The organism is Rhodopirellula halodulae (assembly GCF_020966775.1).
In the GTDB taxonomy this organism is placed as follows: Bacteria; Planctomycetota; Planctomycetia; order Pirellulales; family Pirellulaceae; genus Rhodopirellula; species Rhodopirellula halodulae.
Genome location: NZ_JAJKFV010000014.1, coordinates 103,077 through 124,904 on the forward strand (window position 1 = coordinate 103,077; position 21,828 = coordinate 124,904).

The following is a 21,828-nucleotide window of genomic DNA, read 5'->3' on the forward strand; positions in this document are numbered from 1 at the left end:
TGAAACGTGTCACACCGTCTGGGAGTGGTGTTCAGGTGCACCGGCGAGAAAAAGTCATGGAGTTGGTAGCGGCTCGACCGATCGGAACGGTCGTGCCGATAACAACGTTGTTTGCAATGTTGCTAGTCGAGCATTTCCTCCACCCGATCCTGGGCGGCGTCATCCGCCCCCCGGTAGGCCGACAACAGCGATGCCGGGTCCAACATCCGCCAACTTGGTATACCCGCATACATCGTCGCGATGAACATTCCGCCTCGCAAAGCCCACAGGACGTAACCAATCGATGCGAGTCCCAAGGTCGTTCCGACCGCACCAACGTCAATGTCTTCGTTCTCATAAGCTTCGTTGATGCGGACGGAACCGTCCTTGGACAGGTGCCATGTCAGCAACGAATTGATTTCAGAGGTGCCCATCAAGTCGTTCAGCAACCCGTCGCTGCCTGGCAAAGCGTCATAGACGAAGGTTGCTTCGCTCATGCCAAACCGTCGGGGGCCGCGAGCCGCCAGACCGCCTGCCCCGCCAATCCCGACACCTCGCGAGTCAGACGTGCCTCCGGTGGGACCGTCTGCTGACTCGCCATCTCCATTTTCCTCGCCAGACCCATCCTGTTTTTGCCGATCGGATTGGCTCGTCTCATCGGAGTCTTGCGAGTTGGGATCGATCGGGCCGGTGACACTGTTGCCGTCGGTGCCGCTGCTGGATCCCGAGTCCGAAGAATCGCTTCCGCTGTCGGAAGATCCGTCGCCGCTATCGCCCGTGCTTCCTCCCGAGTCGCCTCCACCCGAGTCGCCGCTTCCGCTGCCGGATCCGGAGCCTCCGCTGGATCCGCCACCGACCACATCGATGGCCACCGTTGCAGTGTTGCTCAACAGCGATCCGTCGTGAGCTTGATACTGGAATGAATCGCTGCCGAAGAAGCCAGAATTCGGCGTGTACGTGACGGTCCCATCCGTTGCAACATTCAGTGTTCCGTTTGCGGGATGGACGACAATCACGATCTGCAGTGGGTCGGAATCCACATCGACATCGTTGGTCAGGATGTGTGGGCCGGAGAGTACGGTTGGCTGACCTACGGCGACCGTGTAGGTGCCGTCATCGCCGGCGACCGGAGCTTCATTGACGTCGCGAATTTGGATTGTGAACGTTTGGTCAATGAATGATCCGTCGTCCGACGAACCGCGAATCGTGACGTCGTGAGACGTGTGGCTTTCGAAGTCCAACGAAGCACCCGCCGCAACGGTGACTTGTCCAGTGCTTACGTCGACATCGAATCGACCGCCGGCGTCGTCCACCATGGCATACTGAATCGAACTGTTGGTGGCATCCGAATCGAAGGCGGCGACAGTGAGGCCAACCGTCGATCCAAAAGCAGAGTTCTCGTCGACTTCGTTATTTGAAGCATCCGTATCGCCGGCGGCGGTCGCGTCGAATTCGTCCACATCATTGATCTGAATCGTGAACGTCTGGCTCTCGCTGGATGAATCGCTCGAGGTGGCGGTGACTTCGATGTCGTAGCTGGCGGCGGTTTCGCGGTCGATCCCGCCAGCCACCGTGACCACGCCGGTGCTCGGGTCAATCTGAAAGCGACCGCCCGGATTGCTGGTCAGGCTGTAGGTGATCGTGTTGTTGGTCGCATCCAGATCAAACGCATCGGCCGTGACACCAACGACGGTTCCGCCGATCGAGTTCTCATCGACCTCATTGGAAGCAGCATCGGCGTCAGTCGGCACGGTGACATCGAATTCATCCACGTCCAAGATGTCGATGTCGAACGACTGCGTGGCGGTGGACCCGTCGGAACTGGCGGCTTGGACAGTGATCGATCGCCTCCCGCCAACGGTCTCGCGATCAATGCTGGCGGCCGTGGTGACCTCGCCGCTATTCGGGTCAATTTGAAACAGACCGTCCGGGTTGCTGGTCAAGCTGTAGGTGATCGTGTTGTTGGTCGCATCCAAATCGAATGCGTCTGCGGTGATTCCTACCGAGGTGCCCGTGGTCGAGTTTTCAGCGACTTCGTTGGCGGATGCGTTCACGTCGGTGGGGGTGGAAACGTCAAACTCGTCCGCATCTGTGATCGCGACCTTGAAGACTTCTTGATAGGTAGCCCCCGCGGTGTCGGATACCTGAACGGTGATCGAATGCGACGTATCGGACTCAAAATCTAACTGCGAGGCGTCGACGACCGTGATCACGCCGGTATTGGGATCGATGGCGAATCGCCCATTGGCCGAATCTGTCAACGTGTAAGTCGCCGTGTCACCCGCATCCACGTCGCTGTGAGTGATCGTGCCAACGGAGTCACCATTGTTGGCGGATTCGATGATCGTCAATCCAGTGGTCGAGAGATCATGAGGGGTGTCGTTGGCACCTTGGATAGTGATCGTCAATTCCGCGGTGGAGGACGCACCCTCAGAATCTGACATGGTATAGGTGAAGACTTCTTGCAGTGTGTCGCTGCTGGTTCGCAACGCCTGCACCGAAGGATCGTTTTCATCGACCGCAAAGGTGTAGGTTCCATTGCTGTTAATTTGGATGTTTCCGTAGGTTCCGTTTACTGTCGATCCCACCGAACCGGACGCACTGGCTTGCGATCCAGCCGCCACCCCGATCACGTTGTGAGTGTCCGAAACATCGTCATCGGTGTCGTTGCTCAGGACGTTTCCGGTCGCGTCGCTGCCGCTGGTCGCATTCGCGATCCCCCCCGATTCCGTCGCGGTTCCTTGATCGGCAATCGCGGATGGACCGTCATTCGTGCCGGTGATCGTCACGGTGACGGTTTCGGTGTCCGACAGGGTGGAGGCGGAATCGTCGGTGGCGCTGATTGTGTAGGTCAGGATCAGCGTTTCGCCGTCGGCAAGGAAGTCGAACGCTTCGGCGCCGCTGTTGAAATTCCACGTCAGCGTGTCCGTCGTTTCGGTGCCGTCCAATATCGCTGTCGGCGATACGGACAGGAAGCTTTGCAGCGTCGCGTTGTCGAGCGATCCGGGAACGCTGGACGCGCCGGTGCCCGAAACGGCAACGTTATCGACGGCGGCGGTGACGTTGTCGGCGATGTCGGAATCGCTGACTGTGAACGTGCCTGAATCGGTGAGGCCGCTGTTGGTTTCGGTCAGCGATGACGTGGCGGGACCGCCCGTGATGATCGGTGCGTCTTCGATCGAGTTGACGGTGACGTTGAAGGTCACATCGGTGAATTCGCCGCGTGCGTCGGTGGCTCGGACGGTGATCGTGGTCGTTCCGTGTTGTTCGGCGGCGTAGTCCAGTGTCAGTGTTCCCGCACCGTTGTCGATGTTGGCGGAATTCAAGAACGCGGGACTGCTGTAGCCGATCAGACTGTAGGTTAGCTCGTTGTCGGCGTGTTCGAGATCGCTGAACGCGGCGTCGAGGTCGATGACGGTATCGGGGGCGTCTTCGTTGACGTTGACGTCGCCGATGCTGCCGGTCGGATTGCTGTTGAGGAAGATATCGACGGCACCCGAGGGCGAGTCGTATTCGTCGTAAATGGTGAAGCCGACGGAGTCATTGAGCAACGTGATTGCGTCGAACGTCCCGGCCAGCGTCGTCGACGTGAAGATGTCTTGCAGGTAACCGCCCGCCGTCATGCCGGTGAGGTCGATTTCCAATTGCGCGCCGAGGCCCAACGTCAATGTGCCGCCGACCGCGATCGATTCGTAAACGCTGGTGGAGGATGCTGACAAACGAACGATCGCGTCGTTGTCGAGCGTCAGATCGTTTGTGATCGCGCCAGTGCCGATCAGCAACGAGTCGTCGATCACGACATCGCCGGTCGCGTTAATCGTGTGACCGTTCAAGTCCAACGTGCCCGAAATCACGTTCACATCTTGAGAGGTTCCGTCGAGCACCAAGTCATCGGCCAAGATCGCCGTGCCGGTGGTCTTGTCGATGTTCAGGCTGCCATCGGAAAGGTCGTCGCCGGAGATCGTTTGCGTGCCGGTTCCGTTCAGCGTGATTTGCGAGTTGCCGCCGACGCTGGTGTCCGATGACGTGATGTTGCCCGCGACGCGGATCTCGCCGACGTTCAATGCATTGACGCTGGTGATGGTCAGATCGCCGCCAACGTTCAGCACGCCGGAGATGTTTTTGCTGTAGTTGGAATCGAAAATGACGTCATCAAAGTTGATCGACGACGCGGTGATGGTTCCCGAGTTGTTGCCGAAGGTGATGGTGTGCGTCAGATCGGCAACGGTTCCGGCGACGTGATTCAAAACGCCGTTGATGGTCAGGTCAGTGCCGAACGTCAGCGTGCCGGACGCCTTGTTGATCGTCAGGTGTTCGGCTTTCGCGGTGCCGGTCGTTGCCGAAACGATTTGGTTGCCGGTGCCGTCGGCGATGATCATCGTCGTGCCGCTGTAGCTGTCATCGCCGTAGTTGATGTCGCCGGCGACGGTGATCTGGCCGCTGTTCAGCGTGCCCGCGTTGGTGAACGTGAAATCGCCGTCGACGTCCAGCGTGCCGACGATCACACGTGATCCCGCGACGGTACTGTTTAGAATCACATCGTCAAACGTTGCCGAACCGGCATCGATCGTGGTGTTGTGACCTTGGAACTCGACGACTTGACCGTTGGTATCCCATCCGCCGGAGGTGTGAGTGAAATCACCGCCGAGTTCGATATCGTTCAGCAACCGAACGGTTCCGGAGGCTTTGTTGATGACTAGGTTGCCCAGTTCTCCGGTGCCGCCACCGGTCGAGATCGTTTGGTCGGTGGTTCCATCGAGCGTCAGGACACTGGTACCCGACCAGGCACTGTCGAGCGTCGCGACGTTGCCCGACGCGGTCACGCCCGCACCATTGATCGTGACGGCGTTGGTGTAGGTCAGATCGCCATCGATATCGAGTCCGCCGACAATGGTGACGGTGTTGCTGTTGTTAAATTCGAAGTCGTCAAAGGTGATTCCGGAGGCATCAACGATTTGACCGGACGTTCCCGACACGCTGACTTCGTGACCACCAAAGTCGACAGTGCCTTGGCTGTGCGTGAAGTCACCGGCGAAAGACAGATCGCTCAGGAGAGTCAACGTGCCGACGTGATCGATTTCGATGTTGTCGATCTGCGCCGACGTTTGCAAACTGCGGTCGCCGGTACCGTCGAAGTACAGCGTCGAACCGTTGGTGTTCAGCGTCCCGCCGGAATGGATGAAGTCGTCACCCAGGTTCAGCGTGCTGCCGTCGATCGTCAGCGTTCCGCCAGTGATGTTGATGAATCCTTCCGTGTCGACGTTTTGTCCGTTGGTGTCGACGGTTCCGTCCGCGATGAGAAGGTCGCCGGTGTTGGTTAGGGTTCGATCGAACGTGAGCGTTCCGGTGTAGCCCGCGTTGACTTGGATTTCGCTGATCGCCCCGGCGAACGCGGCGTCGAGGGTGGAGTCTTTCGTGCTGGTCGCGTTGAACACCACGATGTCGTCGGCTTCGGGAACCAAGTCGTGGTTCCAGTTGTCCGCATCGGTCCAGTCGTTGGTTGCTCCGCCGCCGTCCCAAACGAACAAGGTTTGGCCGGGATTGACTGTGATCGCGACGGTGGTCGAATCGGTCAGTGACCCGTCGTCGACCAAGACGACCAGGGACGCACTGCCGTTGTAGCCGGCTTGCGAGTCGTAATCCAAACCGTACAGGGCCGCGTCAATGTCGGCCGTGCTGCCGCTGAACTGCAACGTTCCATCGGTGCCGTCGCCGTCGATGACGGTCAGGCCGCTTGTTTGCGAGAGAGCGATCGCGGCGTGATCGGCGGTCAAGGTGACGGTCAAGTTATCGCCATCGGCATCATCGGTGTCGAAGACGCCTGCACCCAAGATGTCAAACGTCAACGATCCGCCTTCGTTGACCGTCGCCGTGGCGGGACTGGAGACCGTGGGTGCATCGTTGACGTCGGTCACGATGATGCGCGCGACGGCAACGTTGTTGCTGAATGACGATGCACCGCCGGTGGTGCTGGAGTTGACTTTGGTGCCGGCGGTTGAGCCATCGGTTTGGTCCCAGCCGATGAAAGTCAGGTTGCCTTGTTCACCGTTTTGTTCGTCGGGAATGAATCGAACCATGTCCGTGTCGCGCAGGACGAGTGCACTGGTCGTCGAAACGGTTCCCATGTCGGACCAGTTGGTTCCGCCGTTGGTCGAGAATTCCCAGTGACCGTTGCTGACGCTAATCGCACGAATCGCGATGCCTTCCGATGCACCGGAGTCGGCGTCGGTGATTCCGGTGCCCGCGTTGCTGGCGAGGATCGACGCAACCGTTTGTCCGCCGTTGGAGGTGTCGTCTTCCGTGATCGACGTCAGCGTGTACAGATAAGTATCATCCAGAACGGGTGCGTCGTTGACGTTGTTGACCGTCAAATCAGCGGTCTCGGTCGCCGATGAAAACGCAGTCGTACCGCCATTGATGCTGGCGTCTTGCAGCGAACCGTTGCTGCCGGTGCTGCGGTCCCAAGCACGAAAGGTGATCGCGTCGCTGATCGTGCCGTTGAAGTCCGCATCGGCTTCGAAATAGATTCGCGTGTTGCTGTTGGCGTTCAGGACTCGAGCCGACGCGTCGCTGACGCTGCCCAGTGCGTTCCAGGTGCTACCGTTGTTGGTCGAATACCACCAAGTCCCGTTGGTCGTGTCGGCGGCGGTGATCGCGATGCCGGTTTGTGGTGACGAATCAACGTCGGTCACGTTGCCACTGAGGCTGACAAGGTCGGTGATGACAGTGCCGACGGCGCCGGATGGCGCACCGGGGTCCTCGTTTTGTGTGGTCAGTGACAGCGCACCGGAGTTGTCGAGTACCGGTGCATCGTTCACATCGGTGACCACGATCAACGCCGTTTCGGTACTGGAACTGAACGCCGTCGTTCCGCCCACACCCGCGATGTTGTGTTTCGTTCCGGCGGTGCCCACCGTTTGGTCCCAGGCCCGGAATCCGATGTCCGCGGTCGTGGTGCCTTGTTCGCCGTCGGGGTTGAACCGCAACAGATCCGTCGATCGCAACAACAAGGCGTTGTTGCCGTCGACCACGCCCACGTCGGTCCAGTTGGTGCCACCGTCAAGCGAGTATTCCCAAGTTCCGTTGGAAGGATCGGAGATGATGATCGCAATGCCTTCGGGGTCGCCGTCGACGTCGGTCAAAATGTCTTGGCCAGACGAGGCGAGGATATCCGCAACGGTTTGGCCCGCGTTGTCGATGTCGTCTTCGGTGATCGTGTCGAACGAGGTCGTGTAGCTGTAATCCAGCTCCGGTGCGTCGTTGACCGGCGTGATGGCAATGTCCGCGGTTTCGGTGGCGGACGAGAACGCGGTCGTGCCGCCGCCAGTGCTGGCGTCTTGCAGCGAACCGTTGGTGCCCGCCGATTGATCCCAGGCTCGGAACGTGATCGCGTCGTTGATCGTTCCGGTGAAGTCGGCGTCGGATTGAAAGTACACACGGGTGTTGGCGTCGGCTGTCAGCACGCGTGCCGACGCATCACTGACGCTGCCCAGTGCGTTCCAATTCGTTCCACCATTGGTGCTGTACCACCACGTGCCGTTGGTCGTGTCGGCGGCGGTGATTGCGATCCCCGTGACCGCACCATCGTCCACATCCGAAACGTTGCCGCTGAGCGAAACCAAGTCGGTGATCACCGTACCGACCGCGCCGGACGGGGCGCCGGCGTCTTCGGCCTGACTGGTCATCGTGACCGTGCCGCTGTTGTCCAGAACGGGCGCGTCGTTGACATCCGACACCGTGATTTGAGCCGTTTCCGAGGCGGAGCTGAATGCCGTCGTGCCGCCGTTGGTCGTCGTGTCGGCGAAGGTTCCGGCGGTGCCGCTGGATTGGTCCCAAGCACGGAACGTGATCGTTTGAGTGATGCCGTTTTCGCCGTCGGGGTTGAATCGGACCAGATCCGTTGACCGCAGAAGTCGTGCGTTTGAGTCGCTCACACTGCCGATGGCGTTCCAGTTCGTCCCGCCATTGATGCTGTATTCCCATTGACCGTTGCCGTTGGTACGGCCGGTGATCGCGATGCCGTCCGGATCGCCATCGACGTCGCTGATCGGGTCGCCGCCCGCACCGGTGGCCAACAAATCGGCAACGGTCATGCCGCCGTTGTTGATTTGATCTTCGGTGATCGACGTGACGGTCGGCGTGCCGCTGTTGTCCAGTTCCGGTGCGTCGTTGATCCCGGTGATGTTGACGATGGTGTAAGCCGTGCCGGTTTGCTCGCCACCGGTGCCTTGTTGGGTGCCGAAGTTGTCGTCGTCAAACTCCCAGTTCAGTTGCACGCTGGCCGGCGGCGCGTCGCTGGTGTTTTCGTACGTGATCGACTGCAGGACTTCGTTCAGTTTGGCCGCGTCCAAGTTAAAATTGAATCGCAGTCGGAGTTGTCCAGCGGAGTTTTGTTCGACGGTACCGATCGTTTCGCCGCTCAGGACAACGCTTCCGCTTTCGGTCAACGCGGCCAGGTTGCCACTACCGCCGTACACGTCGTCCCCGCTGGCTCCACCGTCACGTGAGATTCGCAGAATGGTGTTGTCGTAGTTGTCCAATCCTGCGGCAATCTCGTCATCGAACAACGTCAGGTCACCGTCCAGAACCACAGCGGATCCACCTTCGGTGAAGCTGACCGATCCGACGTGGCCATTGATTTGCTGGACCGAAACGTTGTCAATGCGGCCGTCGACGTTGTTGGTATCGTCGGACAACCCGGCGGTGTCCGATGTGTCGGTGAAGGTGATCGTTGATGCGGCCGAGTCAGCGGTGAACGTGTACTCGTATCGAACGTACGTGTTGCCATCAATGTCGGTGACAATGTGCGAAGTCGTCAGCAGATTGCTGTCGCCGTCGACGGTGACTTGCATGGATTGATTTTTCAGATCCGAACCGTCGCGATAATCGAATGTCAACCGATAAGTCTGGCCGGCTTCGGTGGCGATCGTTTGCGAGGCCGTGTGCGGACCCACGGCGTTGCCCCCACCAAAGTTCATTTCGCCACCGATGTAGGCGACTGCTCCGGAGGTCGACCAACCGCTCAAGTCGGTGTCGAATGTCCCGTTGCTGATCAACTCCGGTCCGACGAACTCGGGGGCATCGTTGACACCGGTGATCGTGATGACCGATTGCGTGCCGACAACCGTCGTGTCGTTGACGCCGTCTTGTTCGAATTCGGTGACCGATTCCAAGGTCACGGTGCGGGTGGTCCCCGTGGGCGCTTCGCTGGTGTTCTGATAGGCGCTGTTGTTGATCAATGCCGCGGCGGTGCCGGAGCCAATGCCGAAGTCACGCGAGATCGTCAGGGTCGCAACGCCCGCGTTCACACTGACGCTATAGCTGAATCCAGAGGTGTCGGTGGTCCCTTCGTTCCCGTCGACCAGTTCGATGTATTCGCTGTTAACGCGGTATTGTTCGTGAGCACCATCGGAGATACCGGCGATGGAGATTTCGAAGGATCCGATCGTGTCGCCGAGTTCGACAGCGTCGATCGTGGTGCCCGAGAACACCGAAACCGCCGTGCCCCCTTCCGTGTACGTCGGATTGTCAGCGGTCGTTGAAACGACTGGTGCATCGTCGACCGCGTGGACTTTGATGACCAGGTTTTCGGCCGCCGAATCGACGTCGCCGTCGTTGACCACCAAGGTCATTGTGCGATCGGTCGTGTCCGGATCGTGGCTGTTGTTGTCGAAGGTGATTTCGTTGAGCGCGGTTTGGTAATCCGCAAACGTCACGCTGTCGGGCGTGTCGCTGGTCAGCGTCAATGTGATCGAACCGTCCGCCGAAAGGTTGCCGGTGGGGATGCCGGCCACCGAGATTCCGAGCGCATTGATGGCACCTTCGTTGACGTTCAGGATGTCACCGATCTTGCCGTTGGTCAGCGTGACCGTGACGGATTCAGCGTGTGTGTCGTCAACGTCGGTGATCGCAAAATCGTCGTCGATGATCGCGATCGGCCCGGCGTCTTCGGTGAACACCGTGGTGCCTTGCTGAGTCGTGACACTGAAGTCGCTGATGTTGAGTTGATTGCTGGTGCCGGTGTAGTTGGCCAGAACCAGCGGCGCGATGTAGGCGGTGCCATGACGGAACTGCGTTTGGCTGGTGGCTCCGGTATCGTTGGCACCTCCGATCACGATGGAGTAATCGCCGCCGGTTTCGTCGATCGGTCCGTTGGACAACAAGGGGTATTGGTACGTTCCGCCCGTCGGCGACATGTTTCGAACCGCTTCGCCGGCAAGAATCGTCGGCCCAGACCAGGCTTCACGCAGGGTGATGACGCCGGTCACGTGATCGATGGCGTTTTCGTCCCACAGGTCGTTCAACGTGTTTCGGGTATAGGTGTAATCGGCGTAGGTTTCGCCCAGGCTATTGGTGTAGCCGTACCAGGCCAGCGATCGGTTCGTGTCCGATCCACCGTCGTACCAACCGGTCGCATCGTTCAAGACGATTTGCGTTGCACCGGCGACCAAATCCACGGCCAAGGTAGTGTCGACTGCTCCGGCATATTTCCCGGTGTGTTTCGACGTGATTTGATTGCCGTCGACGTCGTAGCTGTAGAAACCCAGGTAGTGGGTTTCGCCCGCGTCGTAGTTGCCGCCCACGCCGTCGCCCGACCATGCCGTCACGGACAGTTCATACGTCTGGTCCGAGTCGACCGCGATCATGTTGGACGATTCGAGCGTCGCTTTGCCAATCACCGAGGTCGTCGTGTTGCCACCGAACTCGCCGACCATTTCGTCAAAACCGGTCGAGATCACAGGGATGTCGTTGACGGCGGTGATGTGGACCGAAACATTTCCGAAGATGATGTCAGTACCGCCTCCCGTCCCCGTATTGCCATTGTCATTGGCCGCAACTTGAATGTTATCAGCGGCAACGCCGTTCAGGTTCTCGGTGCTGTGCTGGTAAGTCACAGAGGACGCAATGTCCAAAAACGCGTTCAAGTCTGCTCGGGCACCCGTCAACGTCAAGTTCGCCGTTCCGCTGCCGGTCACGGTCACACCCGCGGTCGTGGTCGCGTAAAGGTTCCCGCCGGTGGACGTGGATAGTTTGATGGTCAGGTCTTGTCCGCCACTGCCATCGACATCACGCAAATCAATCGCGGACAAGTCCACGTTTGAAGCGACGTCTTCGGTCACGGTGATGCTGGCGGGAAGTGAGCCGTTGTTGTAAGGATCGTCATTGATCGACTCGACCGTGACGTTTCGTGACATGACATTCGAATCTTCTTGGCCGTCGTTGACCAGGACTTCAATGGTGCGTGTCGCCGTGTTCGGGTTGTTGTCGGTGTTTTGATAGGTCACCGACTCGATCACCGCTTCGTACTGGTCGACGGTTGCCGAACCGGTTAACGTCAGTTCGCCAGTCAATCCGTTCCAACTGGAAACGATTCCGAATTGATCGACCGCCGCCAATTCATCTTCGCTCGTGTCAAAATTGGCGGAGATGCGAATCGTTGCAGATTCGAGATGCGTGTCGTCGACGTCACCGAGATTGACATCTGCGAACACGACGGTTGCTGGATCGTTCTCGGTGTAGTCCAGGTCCGACAGGGTGGGCGAGATGGTTTCTCGAACTTCAATACTGTCGATGTATCCGCGGACTCCCGAGTGATCAGCCGAAGTGTCGGTGAACGTCAGTGTTGTCGACGTCGAATCGGCGACAAAGCTGTACGTGTAGGGCTGCAGCGTATCTGCGGCCATGCCACTGACGATCGATTCGCTCAACAGTAACGAGCCGCCATTGGCATCAACCTGGATCGACTGTGAATGCGAGGCACTTCGGTCGCCGTACGCGAACGTCACGAAGTACTGTTTACCGACTTCGGTCGTGAAGGTTTGGGACAGCACACCCGGCGCGCCGCCGATCTGCCCAAAACGCATTTCACCGCCGGCGTAATCCAAGTTGCCGCTGACACTCCAGCCACTGGCGTCAGAAGTGAACTCGCCATTGGCAATTTGGTTTGCCCCGACGATGCGTGGTGCATCGTTCACTGCGAACTGCTGCGAGAATTCTGACGTTTCGTTGTTCGTTAAGTCCGTTGCGGTCGCGGTAACGAGACTTCCCGTTGGCAGCGCCGCGGCAAAGCTAGTGCTGAACGTCGCATCGCCACTGCCATCGGTGGTGACGTTGACCGAGCCAAGGAAGACTTCGCCTTGACCGTGACCGTTGGCGTATTCCTGAGTCGTAAAGAACTCGAGTCGGTAGGTGCGACCGGCCAGCGAGTTGAATGTTCCGTAGATCGAAATTTGAGTTCCGTCGGTGCTGGCTGTCGAGATGACCGGGAAGTTTTGTAGCGAGTTGCCGCCCGTATCGGCGTCACCGACATCGTTTGCTGTGTAGTAAGGAGCCGTCCCAAATGAGGTGCTCTCACCGGTGGTTTGCAGATCGATCCCGACGATACCGCTGGCTGCTGTTCCCTGCCGTGACAGGATAGCGCCGTTGCCGTAAATCGAGTTCTCGGTGATTTCAACACCATAGGCGCCATCATTCACCGTGATGCCGGCACCGTAGTTGTCGGCGATGATGTTGTGATTCAACGCAACATCAAAACTGCCGCTGCGGATCGCGATCGCATCATACTGGACGTGTGAACCGGAGGTCGAACCGATACCGCTGTTAACGATCGTGTTGTCGCTGATTGTGACGTCGTTTGAGCCGCCGCCCACAAAGATGGCTTGTGTTGACATGCCACTGAAATAATTTCCGCTGATCGTCGCACCATCGGAGTCGCTGAAACCGAATCCGTCGCCGTTGTCAAAGTTCAGGCCGCCGTCGATGACCTGGTTGCCGGTCAGTGTCCATCCATCGGATGCATTGCTGGCGTGAAACGCCGCTGCCTTGGAGTAAGCAAATAGGTTCCCCGCAAGGGATCCATTGTCAGCGCCGACCGTTCGTACGTGGACGTGGTTGTTCAGTGTGACGCCCAGGTCAGCGATCCCTGTCGCGGATGTACCAAAAACGTTTGCGGTGAGGTTGGCGTTCGTTATTCCATCGCTAAGTTCGATTGCTTCTCCTGAAGAGTTGCTGAACCCATACATCGCAAAGCCGGTCACCGTCACGTTGTCAGCGCTGATCAGCAATCCGCCGTCAAGCGTTGCGTCGCCAATGATCTCGATTTCCGGACGTTCCACGCCGGCAATCGCCGTGTCGTTCACACCGACCTCGGTGACAACGCCCAGCGTGCCTGGGTTCGTGTCTCCACCGAAAGTGGTTTGGCTGGTTCCGTCCAAAATTACCGACTCGGTAATCGTCGGCAGGATGTCCGTCAGCGTTATTTCCCAGTGCGCGTCGACTCCGTCGATGCCGGTGTAGCCGGCGTCCGTGTTCAGAATCGCGAAATTGATCGTGTCCTGGCCAGTTGTGTTGTTGGCCGCGATGATGGCTTCCCGCAAACTGACGTGTCCGTCCGCACCACCGCCAACCGCGTACAACTGAGTGATGTTGTAACTTGTTCCCAAACCGGTGTCGTCGACATCCGATGTGGTGGTGACAGTCAGCGAAGTCTCGTTCGCGACATCTTGCACATTGACCGTGATCGTCTGTGAATCTGTGTACACTCCATCGCTAACCTGCACGATCACTGTGTAGACGTTGTCCGAGTTGCTGTCGTGAGGATTCTCGAAATCCGGTAGAGTCACGAACGTCAGATTTCCGCTGCCGTCGATTGCGAAGTCGGTTTCGTCGGTGCCGCCGATGATCGAATAGGTGATCGCGTCACCGGGCAGGTCGCCATCGCTGTAAGTCACTTGGGTGACTTGAGACAGCGATTCATTGTGATTGATGGTGGCTGTGTCACCGCCGCCATCGCTGGTGATTGCGACAGCGTTGTCATTGACTGGAGTCACCGTAATGTTGAACGTTCCAGTGCTTGCGGTTCCCACGCCGTCATCAACGCTGAAGCTGAATGAGTCGCTGTGGTTCTCCGTGCCGTCGTGGGTGTAGGAGATTCTGCCCAAATCGATGTCTTGCTGGGTGAACGTATCGTTCGTGACCAAGGCGACGGCATCGAGATAGAGCACACCATAATCTGTGTTGTTGGTCAGCGTGTACACCAACTGATCTGGCGTGTCATTGGTATCGACATCGGTCGTTTCCAGCATCGCATCTGTGATGGTGCCGCCTGAACCTTCGGCGAAAGTGGCACCTGTATTGGTCGAGACAACTTGTTCGTCGTTGACGCTGGTGGTGTTGATCGTCACCGTATCGTTTGCGGTGCTGAACGCGGTGGCGCCGCCTCGGGTGGTCACGTCAACGGATGTGCCCGCCGTTCCGGTTGTTTGATCCCAGGCGTAGTAGTCCAGCGTCATTGTGCCGCCGTTTTCGGTGTCGGGCGTGAACCGGATCATGTCAGTGGCACGCAAGAGCAACGCGTTGTTGGCGTCCAATGCGGGCATCACGGTCCAGTTGCCGCCACCGTTGGTGCTGTATTCCAACACGCCGCCATCGCCGCTTCCCGCGTAGACCGCGATGCCTTCCACCGCACCCGGGTCCACATCACTGACGCTGGATTGCAGAACCGAGGAGATGGGTGCGCTGAATGCGGACGCATTCTCGGTGGTGTTGTAGACCGGACCCCATGCCGTCATCACAGGCGCGTCGTTGACGTTGGTGATGTCGATGTTGACGTTGCCCAGGCTGACGTTGCCTCCACCACCGGTGCCCGTGTTCCCGTTGTCGTTGATCACCACGTACAGGATGTCCGCATCACCGCCCGTCAGGTTCGCGGTTGGATGCAAGTAGGTCAGGTTCGTCGTGTTGTCCAAATAGGTGTTCAGGTCCGCCAGCGTTCCGGTCAATTCAATCGCGTCGCTGCCATTGGCAGTGATCGCGATTCCCGCCATTGCAGCGGCAGTGATTTCGCCGCCCGTGTCACTACTGAGTTTCAACGTCAGGTTGCCGCCACCGTGATCAACATCGCTCAAATCGATCGACGACAGATCGAGCTGGCTGGCGAGGTCTTCGGTGACCGTGATGTCGGTCGGCAGCGAACCGGCGTTGGTCGGATCATCGTTGACCGAAGACACCGTAATGTTGGCCGTGTCCGTGTCATCGCTGAAGGCAGTCGTGCCGCCGTAGCTGGACGTGTCGACTTTGGTTCCGGCCGTTCCAGTCGTTTGATCCCAAGCGGCGAAGACAAACGATGCGTTCTCGCCATTTTCGCCGTCAGGAACAAACCGCAGGCTGTCGGTCGAACGAAGCAGCAGCGATTCGGTCAGCGACACGGTGCCGACATCGGTCCAACCCGATCCGGTGTTGTATTGCCATTTGCCGTGGGTGCTGCTTGATGAGAAGATCGCGATGCCTTCCGGGTCGCCATCGGCATCGGTGATTCGGTCACCACCATCGCTGGCGATGATTTCCGCGACCGTGTTGCCGCTATTGTTGGTGTCGTCCTCGGTGATCCCTGTCAACTGAAAGAACGCCGTGTTGTCCAGCACCGGCGCGTCATTGATCGGCGTGACCGTGAGGGCGACAGTGTCGATCGCTTCAGCTGCGCCTGGAACGTTCGCCAGCGAGGCGATGTCGGATTGCGTCAGGGCACGATCGTAGACACGCACGTCGTCCATCGTTCCGTTGAAGTCGTATCCGTCGGTGCCGAGTCCACCGATTCGTGTGACGCCACCTGCATAAACGATGGAAGTGCCAAAGGTGCTGGTGGCAACTTCCTGTCCGTCCAAATACAACGTTGCCGTATCGGCAAGATCATTGAAGGTATAGGCCACGTGACGCCAACCTGTACCGGCAATCGTTTCGTCGAAGGTCACTGAGCGGTAGGTCGTCCCGTCGTGAAAGAAGCCGATCATCTGTCCGGATGGATTGTCCAGACGCAGTCCCATGTTCGAACCAATTTGAACCACCGTCGCGCCCTGCGTATCGGTCGCGGTCAGGTTCACCCAAGCCGCGATGGTGACGTTGGCGGGCTGCGTCAACAGATTGCTGACTTCGACACGTTGTCCGTCGCCGTTGAGCGACAACACATCTCCGTAGTCCGCATCGGTGGTCACCGTCGCACCGATCATCGATCCGTCGTTGGTTCCGACTGGTCCGGAGTCGTTGGCCGGATCGGCTGAGTCGAACTGGAACAATGCTTCCAAATTCGCGTCGATGTTCAGTTGATAAACTTGCTCGTCTTGCGAAGTGATCGTCAGCAAGTCGCCACCGCTGAAATCGGCCGTTGGGTCATACCGCAGTCCTTCCAACGCCGCGTTGATATTTTCCAAAGAACCGGTCACGGTCACCGTCGCCGTGCCATCGCCTCCACCGACAATGGTCAACCCGTCGGTTTGCGAAAGAGTGAGTGTGCCGTCATCGACCGACAGCGTCACCCGCATGCTTTCGCCCACGTCGTCGTGCAACACGATCGCATTTCCGTTGGCCTCGTTGAACGTCAACGAGGAGTCTTCATTCAGGATTTGTCCAGCGGGAACCACGTTGCTGGGCGATTCATCGGGAACGTTGTCGACTTCGACGGTCACTATCTGCGATGAGGAGTGCCCCGCCGCGTCGGTTGTTTGAACCGTCAAGTCATACGTTGGCGATTCTTCGTGATCCAGATAGCCGACGCCGGTGAAGCTGATCTCGCCCGTCGCGTTATCGATCGCAAAACGTCCGCCGGCGTCATCGGTCAGTGTGAACGTGTAAGCGGAAAGGACTTCGCTGGCGTCCCATTCGATGACGTAGGTGTTGGTGCCGGTCAGCGACGTGTCATTCCAAGACCCCGAGTCTCGGCGTATCTCGGCGCCGTCCTCGTTTCCTCCGGAGTCATTTGGTTCACCAGCCGCCCAATTGACGAAGTAGCCGTTGGTGGTACCACCTCCTGTGCCGGTCCAGATCAACTCTGATTCGACGCCATCCCGCATCCAATGCCAACTTCCTTCGGTCGTCGCATCGGTCAAACCAAGCCAAGCACTATCCGAAAATCCGCCGATCAGATCTTGGACCAGTTCGTTCTCGTAGGATGAATTGATGGTCAGCAGTTGTCCGGAGACACCGTTTAGTTGTGCCCCAGTCGCAGCCGACGTGGCCGCCGCATAAGTCACGGCACTGTTGACACCACGATAAAACTTGCCCGTTCCCGCGTTGTACGAAAGCGAGCTGTCGTTTTGCAGAATCACCGAGACCGCTTCGGGGACTTCGACCACGCGAACGTCACCAATGCCTGCGCCGTACGAACCGGCGGTAAACGATTCGAAACGCAGGTCGGTCGAAGTGGAATCGGCGGTGAAGGTCAGCGAAAGTGATTGCGGCAAGAGATTCGACAACGACCAACCAGTGCCCTCGGTGATCACGAAATCTTCGGAGACGCCACCGGCACTCGCACGAAAATCTAAGTGGTCCGCACCGCCGCTGAAGTTCCCCGCGGCGCTGAAAATGACCTGGTATTGCTTGCCGATTTCGGTCGTCAACGTCTGCACGATCGCGCCTTCGGTGTCGCCGTTGAGCTCGACCGACCGACCACCCAGTTCCGTCGGTCCAACGATCGAACCCAGCAAATCAACGTTGCCACTTTCCACCGTCCAACCGCCAAAGGTTTGACCGGTGGTGTAGCGCGTGTAGGACCCAGGGTCCGGCGCGTCCAAGAATAAACCGTCGTCGACAAGGTCCACGACCAGATCCGGATCGGTCGGAACCACCAGGCCCACACTCGTTCCGGCGTCGCTTCCTTCTGTGATATGTAGATCGGCGACCGGTGTGCTTGTGGAGTAACCTGTTCCAGTCGCATGTCCGACCGACAACTTGTTCGTGCCAACAACGTCGACGACCTCATTCGATCCGTCGAAGCCATCCATTTGCCAGTTGGCAACCAGTCCGATTGGCAAGTTGTTCTCGTCGAATTTTGTCCGATGGTCCGATTCAATCTCCGCTTCGCTGCGAGTTTGATTCCAAACGCGAAGGTCATAAACCGTACCAGAGAACAGATTGTCTGAGGTAAACCCACCCTCGACCGAGTCCTGTTCTTGTCCAATCAAAAAAGTTCCGCCACTGCGGATGGTTTCACCCGTCTGATAACCCAGATCAGAAAAATACTGTTGGCCGTCAACACTGGCACTCCAATAGCCTGAACTGCTATCCCAACTGATCGAAAGACGGTGCAGCGACCCATCTCGGAGTTCCGAAAAATCTGCGCCTGTCGCGGTGGTAGCGACGCCATTGAGAACAAAATTCAAATTGCCATTTGCGAGCAATGTCAATCGCAACGCGTCTGAGTTGTCGTCTGGATCCGTTGGCGAGCGATACGACAGCAACGTCATCTTGTCTTCGGTTGTGGAGCTGAAAGCGATCTCGTAGGAGAACTCAGTGCTGCCACCAAACAGAGCGTTTCCATCCGAAGCCACCAAATAGGCATCGTTGCCGCCGTCCAAATTGAGTTCGATACCGCCCGACAGTCCCGACGCGGCGACTTCCGATTCGTCCACATCGTTGACCGCGATCGTGAACGCTTCGTCGTACGTGCCACCATCGTTGTCGGTGACGCGAACGGTCACCGTGTGAGTCGCGTTGGTCTCGTGATCCAGTTTGGTTGCATCCGCGACGATGAGTTGCCCGCTATCGGAATCAATCGAGAAAGCACCGGCGACGGTTTGCGATTGGATTGAGTAGGTCAGAGCTTCGGTAGCATCTAGCACTTCGTCGGCGTCCCACTGGATCACGTAGCCGTCCATCGATTGAGCGGCAGTAGCGTCAAACCAAGTTCCATCCGACTCTTGCAAGAACGCGTAGTCTTCCGTTTCACCTCCGTTGGGACCGGTCGTCGCATTCCAATTTTGGTAGTGCTGGTTGACCGTAAATCCGTTTTGGTCGCCTTTCCAAAAGACGGATTCGTTTACATCACTGTCTTGCCATCGCCATTGGCCTTCCTGGCCAGTGTCAGTCGCGCCGATCCAAACATCGTTGCCGACAAAATCAGTTGCAAGTTGATTGACGAATCGGTTCTCACTGGCTGACCCGATCGTGACCAAATCACCAAAAACACCACTCAGCGTCGTCGCTTCGGCAGCCGAATGAGCAGATGACCAGGAACCGCTCGATGCGATCGTCCTGTAAAACTTGCCGGTTTCAGCGTTGTATCGCAGGTCGGAATCCGCCGCGAGCAAAGCCGAAATCTTTGTCTCGCGTTCCATGTCGGTGCCGGTCACCGATCCGATGACTTCGCCGGTCGTGACATCTTCGTCAACACCGAGGTTCAGCGTTGGAGTGGACGGCGTGAACGAGCCGTTGTCGACGTTCTTGAGCGTCAAGTTGTTTCCGCTGACCGTGTCGGTCACCACGCCGCCGGTGGACAACTCATCGAATTGCCAGTTGGCGAGCAGTCCCGTTTCGTCGTGCGGCAAGTCGCTTCGGTAACTGGACGCGATGGCGGCATCCGTCCGGACTTCGTTGAAGATCCGAATGTCATGAAGCGTGCCACGGAAGATTTGTGCCGGTGCGTACCCACCGTCGATCGCATCTTGTTCCTGACCAAAGACCAGCGTCCCGCCGCCGGTGTCAATGGACAGCCCCGTCGCAACTCCGGTCGCGGTTGTTTTCTGATCCCCATCGATTAGCAAAGCCGCATTGCCGGTGGCACTGTCCCAGGTCACGGCGAGACTGTGGTCAAGGCCATCCGACAACGAAGTCATGTCAAAGCCGGAGAACATGTAGTTCCCCCCGCCGATATGAAGCTGGAATGTCGTGCCGCTGACTATCCCAATCAATGCATTTTGGTCGCTGACAGTTGCATATGAGAAGAACGTGAACTGATTGCCGATCGAGGTCGAATTGAACTGCATCTCCAAAGTCAGTGCGGTCAATCCGCCCAGAATCGCGTCGCCGTCGTCGACAATGAAATACGCATCGTTTCCGCCATCATGGTTGATGCTGATGCCACCATTGGTCGTCGAAGTGATGGCCAGATCCGAAGGTGCTTCTGCGACATATTCGTACGAACCGATGTCGGCGGACGCATCGCGAGTCTCACCACGGATGTCTGCGGTTGGTGGCGTTCCACCGCCGGCATCATAAGCGGCGCTGCTATCGGTGATGCTGTGGAAGTACTGACCCGAGGTGGCATCAAGCGTCAATGCGGAAAGAACCGGATCGGTTCCCAACACGCCGCCGTTGTCTTCGATCAGGTTGTTGGTGTTGGTTGCCAGCGTGCCGTTGACATCGGCTCCACCAAACGCGGAAGCGTTGTCCGCGATGATCGAGTTGGTCACGTTGACGGTTCCCGCGACGACCTGAATCCCCCCACCGTTCCCGCTTGTCGCTTCGTTGGCCGCAATGGTCGAGTAGTCCACGTTCAACGTTCCAGAGTTGACACGGATGGCTCCGCCGTCGAAGTCCGACGTGTTCCCACTCATGGTGACGTTTACCAACGTGGTCACACCGCCGCCAACATTTAATGCACCGCCCGAGTTCGCTTGATTGTCGATCAGCGACGCTCGCGTCAGGGTGGTGGTTCCAGTTGAGTGAATCGCTCCACCCGTTTGGCTCGCCGCTGAGTTACCTCGAAAGACGACATCGGTTCCGACCAAAATACCTTGGTTGAATACTGCTCCCGCTTCGTAGCCGTCACCTGCGCCTCCGGTGACCGTCAGATCGCTAAGCGTCAACGCACCCGCCGCATCGATGTGGAACACTCGGTCCAACATCGCTGAGGCGTCGATGATGGTGTCACCCTCTCCCGTGCCTGTGATGGTGATGTCCGACAGAATGTCCAAGTCACCTGTGGCAGCGAACTGCTCCGCGTCGCCGGTGATGTCCAAGATGTAAGTGCCTGCGCCCAAGACAATCGTGTCGGCACCCGCCGTGTTGTTGGCAGCGATAATGGCTTCACGGAGAGAAATTCCGGTCCCACCGTTGGTCGATTCCAGCGATGTGATATCCGTCGTGTCGCCATCGTTTTCATCGGCCGTGGTGGTGACTGTGATTGTCGCCAGTGTGTCGTACCAACTAGCCTGTGCCGCATAACCGAACGCAACATCCGTCGTCACTTCCCCAACGGTGTATTCCAGCAACCAGTCACCACCCAAATCCTCATGCCCGGTCGCATCGTCACTGGCCGCGACGTCGCAATTGCAAACGAGTGCCAGCATCTCGATCAAGTCTTGACCTTCGACCGTGCTGGCCAGATCGCAACCGTAAATCAACAGGTCGGCCTGTGTGTCCAACGCATGTCCCCACGACGCAATGTCGCCCGCGAATGCCGGTGCGGAATCCAAGCTGAGCCGATCGCTGCCCAACTGGATGCCTTCGCCGTCGCCGTGTGACAGCAAGTGGATCGCGTCGACCCCTGACAGGTGCGCGAGTGTCTCGGTGATTCGATCAACGCCACACTCGCCGGCGCGCAGACGCACCACCACCCACTGGGTGTCTTCGTTTTGACTGCGAAGGTCTTGCAGAAGGATCTCGGAGTTCTCGACGCCTTCATCGACAAAGATCACTTCGACGGGGCGAGCTGGATCCAGCGTGCGCGCACCGAGCGCCGGATCATCCCATTCGTTTTCGTCACGTTTGGATTTGGCTTGTCCATCGGCGTCCAACAAATCGCCTGTCACGGAATCATCTGCGGCGGCTTGGGCAGCATCCTCGATCGCGTCCAGCTCGGCTTGCAAGGATGCGATCAGTCCTTCGTCGGGCGTGACCGCCTCGGCAGCATCCAACCCCTCGCCCGAAAGCAAGACGCGGTCTTCCAACTGGAAGAAATGAAATTCGCGTTTGGTCATCGCAAAGTCTTCGCAATCGATTAGGTGGACAAAGGTTTTCCTTATCGTCCTAAACGACACAAATTGACGGGCTCATGAGAGCCTGGGGCCACGGGCAGTTTGCGATGACTTTGCGGGTTTCGAGAGGAACTCCGGTTATTCAGGTTGAGACTGCTCAAAA

General features: G+C 58.1%; 1 protein-coding gene. It reads right to left on the minus strand.

Annotated elements, in window-relative coordinates:
* Window positions 1-122: 122 nt before the first annotated feature.
* Window positions 123-21,668: a cadherin domain-containing protein gene (locus LOC70_RS12380; RefSeq protein ID WP_230253891.1), complete on the minus strand. Its 21,546-nt coding sequence runs from the start codon at window positions 21,666-21,668 to the stop codon at window positions 123-125.
* Between the last annotated feature and the right edge of the window lie 160 nt (window positions 21,669-21,828).